The 6954-nt window shown below is 61.3% G+C and carries 6 protein-coding genes; all 6 read right to left on the bottom strand.

Translation table 11 applies throughout. The features are described from left to right. Window positions 1–67: 67 nt before the first annotated feature. Window positions 68–826 carry an arginyltransferase gene (locus tag AC5JJ6_RS34345; RefSeq protein ID WP_496046348.1) on the bottom strand — a complete coding sequence of 253 codons (759 nt, stop codon included), beginning with the start codon at window positions 824–826 and terminating at the stop codon, window positions 68–70. A gap of 23 nt (window positions 827–849) precedes the next feature. Further along, window positions 850–1830 (bottom strand): alpha-E domain-containing protein, encoded by a 981-nt coding sequence (locus AC5JJ6_RS34350; RefSeq protein WP_084721286.1) that lies wholly within the window; start codon window positions 1828–1830, stop codon window positions 850–852. After that, complete coding sequence (locus AC5JJ6_RS34355; protein WP_044434994.1) at window positions 1823–3280, bottom strand: circularly permuted type 2 ATP-grasp protein; 1458 nt, start codon at window positions 3278–3280, stop codon at window positions 1823–1825. The genes AC5JJ6_RS34350 and AC5JJ6_RS34355 overlap by 8 nt, the downstream gene beginning before the upstream one ends. 330 nt (window positions 3281–3610) lie before the next feature. Then, window positions 3611–4759, bottom strand: coding sequence for a hypothetical protein (locus AC5JJ6_RS34360; protein WP_496046349.1), 1149 nt, complete (start codon window positions 4757–4759; stop codon window positions 3611–3613). Between the two features lie 212 nt (window positions 4760–4971). Continuing rightward, the gene (locus AC5JJ6_RS34365; RefSeq protein ID WP_496046350.1) at window positions 4972–6384 is read right to left on the bottom strand and encodes a sensor histidine kinase; all 1413 of its coding nucleotides are present in this window, start codon (window positions 6382–6384) and stop codon (window positions 4972–4974) included. Then, window positions 6381–6954: winged helix-turn-helix domain-containing protein (locus tag AC5JJ6_RS34370; RefSeq protein ID WP_496046351.1), on the bottom strand; the 574-nt coding region annotated here is incomplete at its 5' end. The genes AC5JJ6_RS34365 and AC5JJ6_RS34370, both read right to left, overlap by 4 nt.

Here is a 6954-nt window from a genome sequence, read left to right on the forward strand (position 1 = left end):
ACCTGAACGAGAAGAGCTTATCCCACAAGATCATGGCGTTGGAATGGCGGCGACGCCGCAGCGACGATCAGACCGCACTGGTCGGCAAGGTCACGTCCTCAAGCGCCATGCGGAACCACCCGTCGGCCCCAAGCGCCTCTAGAGGTTGAAAGCGCGCCTTATACGCCATCTTCCGGCTGCTCCTGATCCAGTAGCCGAGATAGACATGGGGAAGTCCTTCGGTCAGCGACTGGGAGATCAGCGACAGGATCATGAAGGTGCCGAGGCTCCGCCTGTCCTGGTCGGCGTCGAAGAAGCTGTAGACCGCGGAAAGACCGTCGCGCAGCCGGTCGGTCAGGATGGCGCCGACCAGCCGGTCCCGACTGTCGCGAACCTCGAACAGGCAGGTCTCCGCCCGGCCCTCGTCGACCATGGCGCTGTAGTCGGCCAAGCTCATGCGGGCCATGTCGCTGTCGCCATGGCGCGACATCTGGTAGGCGTGGAACAGGCGGAACTGCTCGTGCGTCGCGATGGCCGGGACTTCCGCGACGGAGAGGTCGGCATTGGCCTTCAGGATGCGCCGCATGCTGCGGCCCGGCTGGAACTCCTTGACCGGGATCCGCACCGGTACACAGGCGGAGCAACCCGGACAGACCGGCCGGTAGACGATGTCGTGACTCCGCCGGAACCCCGCCCGCGACAAGGTGGAATTCACTTCCGACGCAAAGGGCGCGCTCAGACGCGTGAACAGTTTACGCTCGACCCGGCCGGGCAGGTAAGGGCACGGCATCGGGCCGGAACGGAAGAACTGCTGCAGCGGCCGCGGGGGCGGCGGAATGACGGACATTGCTCCTGCCTATGGCTCCAAGCCTACTGTTCCTGCTCTGCCAGTGCTCCGGCGGGTACCGCGCCGAAGAAGGCCTTGCTGATCTCCTGAGTGACATCGTTGAGGTGAAGCTGCAACCAGTCGAGATACTCGTGCAGTCCGCTCTTGATGACATCCTCGATCGAACGGGAATGGAGCGCCGCCTGGATCTCGTCGACCCGTTCCATGGCCTTGCTCCCCCCCTTCAAGATATAGCGCGACTTCAGCCTTACCAGCAATCCATCGATCTGCCGCACACAAGTGGTAACCGACCGGGGAAAGCTTTCGTTGTAGAGCATGAAGCCGGCCACGGCCGAGGGCGTCATGCCGCGGGGATAGACGCGGCGGAATGCGTGGTAGCCGGCGGCGGAGCGAAGCACGGCATTCCACTGGCTGACATCCAGGGGAGAACCGACGCCGTCGGCGAAGGGCAGGAGCGTGTGGTACTTGATGTCGAGCAGACGTGTCGTCTGGTCGGCCCGCTCCAGATACTTGCCCAACTGATAGAAATACCATCCCTGGTCACGGTAGAAGGTGCCCTCCGTGATCCCGGTATGGGCCTGGCAGGCTTCCTTGACCATGCTGCACAGCCGGGTCAGGTTGTGAGGGGCGATGTCGGACGGACCCAGCGACAGCAGCTTGTTGTAGAACACGTTGATCTGCGTCCACATCTCGGTGCTGATCAGCGGGCGCAGAGTCCGGGCGTTTTCGCGGGCCGACCGGATCGCCGAGACGATGGAGGTCGGGTTCTGCGTGTCGAGGACGTAGAAGTTGACGACGTTCTGGGCCGTCGCCGACTCGTACCGGCTGAGAAAACGCTTCTCGTCGGCATTGAGCTGGACGATCGACATCCAGTTCTTGGCGCCTCGGCTGTCGCGTGAAAAGGTTTCGTGGACGTCGAGGATACGGGCCAGATTCTCGGCGCGCTCCATGTAGCGCGCCATCCAGAAAATGCACTCCGCATAGCGGGCAAGAAGATTACTCAAGGACCCACGTGTCTTTCGACCCGCCCCCCTGCGAGGAGTTGACGATCAGCGTACCTTTGCGAAGTGCTACGCGCGAAAGGCCGCCGGGCAGGACCCACGTGCTTTTGCCGGTGATCGCGAAAGGCCGAAGATCCACGTGGCGCGGCTCGACCCCTTCGTCCACCAGCGTCGGGCAAACCGACAGCGGGATCATCGGCTGGCTGATGTAGTTGGACGGATCGGCCAGCAGCTTGGCCCGGCAATCCTCCAGCTCCGCCTTGGTGGCGCGCGGGCCGATCGTGATGCCGTAGCCGCCGGCTTCGCCGACCGGCTTGACCACCAGTTCGTCCAGACGGTCTAGCGTCAGGGCCAGACCATCGGGTTCGCGGCAGATGTTGGTCTCGACATTGGGGATGATCGCATCCTGGTCCAGGTAGTACTTGATCATCCGGGGGACGTAGCAATAGACCGCCTTGTCGTCGGCGACCCCCGTGCCGATCGCGTTGGCCAGCGTGACGTTGCCTTTTCTGTAGGCTTCCATCAGGCCCGGAACGCCGAGATGGCTGTCCTTTCGGAACGCCAGCGGGTCCAGGAAGGCATCGTCGACGCGGCGGTAGATCGAATCGACCCGGGCAAGACCGTTCGTGGTCTTCATGTAGACCCGGTCGTCCTTGACGACGAGATCGCGCCCTTCCACCAGCGGCACGCCCATCTCGCGCGCCAGGAAGATGTGTTCGAAATAGGCCGAGTTGTAAGAGCCCGGCGACAGCAGGACCACCTGCGGATCATGGATGTCCGCCGGAGCCACCTCGCACATCGCGTCCAGCAGCTTGACGCCATAATTGTCCACTGGCCGGATGCCGATATCGCTGACCAGATCCGGGAACGCCCGCATCATCATATGGCGGTTTTCGACCACATAGGAGACGCCCGACGGCACCCGCGCGTTGTCTTCCAGCACGCGGAAGATGCCCTGTCCGTCGCGCACCAGATCGACGCCCATGATATGGACATAGGTGTCGAACGGCACGTCGATGCCGATCATCTGCGGCCGGAAGTTCTGGTTGCCCAGGACCAGATCGGACGGAATGATGCCGTCCTTCAGGATCTTCTGGTCATGGTAGATATCGTGCAGGAACATGTTCAGCGCGGTTACGCGCTGGACCACGCCCGCTTCGACAGCGGCCCACTCCCGGGCGGATATCACACGGGGAATGACGTCGAAGGGAAGTATCCGGTCGACAGCATCCTGGTCGGAATAGACCAGGAATGTGATGCCGAGATTGTACAACTCCCTTTCTGCGTCCTTTGCCCTGCGCTGAAGGTCCGCGAAATCCATTGAGGAGAGACGCTGGCGTATCGCCGAAGTATGTTCGGCCGGATTGCCCGAACCACCGAACAGCTCATCGAAGAATCCACCAGGATCGTAGTTAGCGAGTAGGTCCGAATGGACGGTACCGGATGGGTTCACGCTTTTTCCTCGGAGCTTGACGCACGTAACGGGAATAAACCCGCAGCCGAGCAGTTGGTAGCTGAGTATGAACCGATTTTTCCGGTATTGACCAGAGTTTCCGCAAGTTTTTTGCACCGCGATAGTATTTGCCGTTATTTTGGGCGGTTGTTGAAAAGTCGGGCGGTCTAGTGCTTTGAATGAGGGGTTTGCCGAGTATCCGAGGCTGCCTTTTTCCGGCTGGATGAGAACCGGTGAAATGCGCCCCTCCCCTTGGGAGACGCGCATGTCATCATTTGTCTACATTCGCCCATCGGACGGCCTGGAGCGGCGGACCGCGACTCAGGGATTTCAAACGAAAGGCACGACCTTTACGACCGTGTGGTGGAAGGCGCTGTTGAAGATGTCTTCGCATTCCAGGACGTATTCCCACCAGCCCCTCTGGCGGTCCATCTCGACTTCGTAGAACTCGATGTGGGTGGCTCCCGTCGGCGGCGGTGCGGGCTGGCCTGTGGCGATCAACTGGTTGATCAGCTTGATGTGACCCTTTTCGCCCAGATAGCTTCCGTGGAAGTTGACCTCGGTCTGCATGTCGCGGAGTTCCGTCAAGCTCGACGGAGCGTCGCCCAGCCAGCGCGAGGTCAGCGGGCGGCCCACGACGATGCTCTCGATGCCGTTCCCGGAATGCGGAATCTCGTTCAGGATGATGCCGCGGAGATAGGCTCCGTCGATCAGGTTGCCCGGCAGGTCGAACCCGTATTCGTAGAGGCGCAGAGCGTCGCGCACCGCGTCCGGAGTGATGGCTTCGTAGCGCACCCACTCCCTGCTGTTGCTTTTGGTGCCGAGTGCGTGTCCCGTCAAATCCGCGGCCTTCCTGTTCATGAATACATATTCAAGTCCTTCGACAAAGTCGTAGGCATTGAAAATGATCCCGATACCGTGACCCGTCTCCGAGTCATCGTTAAACAAGTCGGAGATCTGCTTGAAAAGGTCGGGATGCAGGATCTTATCCTGCGAAACCAGGGACCGGGCCGGCATCATCCTGTAGAATTCTTTCCACATCGAGAAAGTCGCCGGTGCTCTCAGGAAATCGCGCATGCTGCGCGCCATGTTGCTGGCGATGTCACGGCCGAATTCCGGAACGGATGGCCGGATCTGCTGCATCGGCCAGGTCATGAGCTTGAAGTTCAGGTTGGGATCGATGAAATCACTGAAGGGTTGAGCAGTTTCGAAATGCTTCGAGAGGAGCGTGTAGGGATTTAGCGTCGATCCGGGATTCAGTCCGCTCAGATAGGCGTGGACGTACCGGATCTGGCCCGATGTGCAGGTAATGAGTTTCGGCTTCTTGCCATGCCGATAAAGCGCTTCGATCACACCGGCGCCGTGCGCATTGTTTCCGGCCAGCCCTCCAAGGGCCAGGGCGAAGGGCTTTTCTTCCTGTTTCGTCTCGGAAGTTCGCGGGCCGACTTCCTGGTATTTTTTACGAATGACTTTGGACAATGGCATCGCTGCACCGCTTGATTGAAGATGTAGTTCTTCGGTTGGCGATGGCATTGTCTGATAAAGTGATTAAACTGAAATAATCAAATAGTAACAATATGACTCATAAGCTGCGTCTTAATGTCGCCAGTTCAATCAAATACAACACATGGGTATGCAATGGGCGCCTCTGTGCAGCGTTCTGTTGAGATTACATAGTTCGTTAGCAAAGATTATGCTCGAACGGCGATTTGCTCCGGTGCGCCTGTCAGAGAAATCTGTCCTACGCCGACTTCAACCGGCAGGCGAACCAGTATATGCAAGGCGCCGGTCCCGCCCGCCACGACCGCCTCTCCGCCGTGGCTGCGTGCCACCTGCCGGACGATGGCCAGTCCCAGCCCGGAGCCTGAACTCGCCGCTTGTCCCTTTCGGAAGCGATCGAACACCGTATCGCGCATGTCTTCGGAAATGCCGGGACCTTCATCGGTGACTTCGAGCAGCGTAACGCCGCCGACGCGCCGCAGAGCAACCTTGATGCAGCCGTCGCCATGGGTGAAGGCGTTGTCCAGGAGGTTGCGCACCATGTCCCGCAGGTCGTCGGCGCGGCCCCTGACCGGCATGGCGCCATGGGGCGCTTCGACTTCGATCGTCCTTCCGGCCTTTTCGACCACGGGCAGTACCGCCGCCGCCGCCTCGCGCGCCGTACGGGCAAGATCGACCGTCACCAGCTCGCTGGCCGAGGCATAGCGCGACGCCGCTTCCTTGCGCGCCAGATCGAGCAATTGACTGACGAGGCGTTCGAGCTCCGCGAGATCGCGCCTGATGGCGCTCCAGTCCTCGACCCCGCTCAGTTCCATCTTTTGCAGGCGAAGGCTTAGCACCGAAAGCGGCGTACGCAACTCGTGGGCGGCATCCGCCGTAAACCGCCGTTCCATGTCGTATGCAACGGCAAGCCGGTCGAGGGCACCATTGACGGCATCGACCATCGGCAGCACTTCGGCGGGCAGCCCGGCAGGCGAGATGCGGGCGGACGAACATCCCGGTACGATCGCCGAGGCTTCCTGAGCTGCCCGCGCCAGGGGCCTGAGGCTCCAGCCCGCAACGAGCCAGCCTATGACGAGCGCGCAGCCGATAGCGAGGACCAGCACGAAGATCGGTTCGCTGTTCTCTTCCATCAAGGTTTCGGCCAGAGCTTCAAGGTCGGTGTCGCCCCTGCCGACTACCAGAGTGTAACCGCCGGGAAGTGAGGCTCCCAGAAGGGCGCGTCCCTCCGGTCCGTCGAGTTCGAGCGAACTGTAGCTCTGGCCCGATGGAACGGGGATCAGCGGCAGGGGCGCCTCAAGGCTGCTCGACCGCGCGACCGGACTGCCTTCCGCCGTGAACACGGTGTAGGAGTATCCGCCGCCCGCCCTTGAGTAAGCCTGCGCCCACGATCCCGGCGGCTCGATCGTAATGGCGCCGGTGACGATGCGAATGCCGCCGATCAGGTCGCGAGCCTGCTGGGTCAATGTCTGGCTGGCGATCCCGGACGTCGTTTGCCTTGTCTCGTGCATGAATATGAAGCCGGCGGCCGTGAGGCCGATGGTGAAGACCAGCAGAAGCGCCATGGTCAGTCTCTGGCGAAGACTGTGGTTGACCCTTTTCATTCCGGCGCGTCCGTTTCGGATAAGAGACGGTATCCGATGCCGCGCCGCGTTTCGATGCGCAGACCGGCTCCCGCAAGGCGGCGGCGAAGGCGCGATACCGTCGCCTCCAGCGCATTGGGAGTGACGGGCTCGTTGAAGGAGTACAAGCGCTCCTCCAGCACGTCGCGAATCACGACTTGGCCGGCCGCCTTCAGCAAGGCGTCCAGGAGGTCGGCTTCCCGCCTGGTCAGGTCGACCGGATTGCCTGCTATCGTGGCGGAACGCCGCGACGTATCGAAAACCAGGCTACCGCAGGACAAGAGGAGATTGGATCGCAAGCCCGGACGCCTCAGCACCGCCCGGATCCGGGACTCGAGTTCGATCAGGTCGAAGGGCTTGACGATATAGTCGTCGGCGCCGGCGTCCAGACCGCGCACCCTGTCGCCGACTGCGTCCCTTGCCGTCACGATCAGGATCGGAAGCTGACCTTTGGTCAGTGTCCGCGCCTTCATGAGGACGGAGAAGCCATCGCCGTCCGGAAGCCCAAGATCTAGCACCATCGCGTCGTAAGTTGCCGTATCCAGGGCTTCG

This window comes from Skermanella sp. (assembly GCF_059503625.1).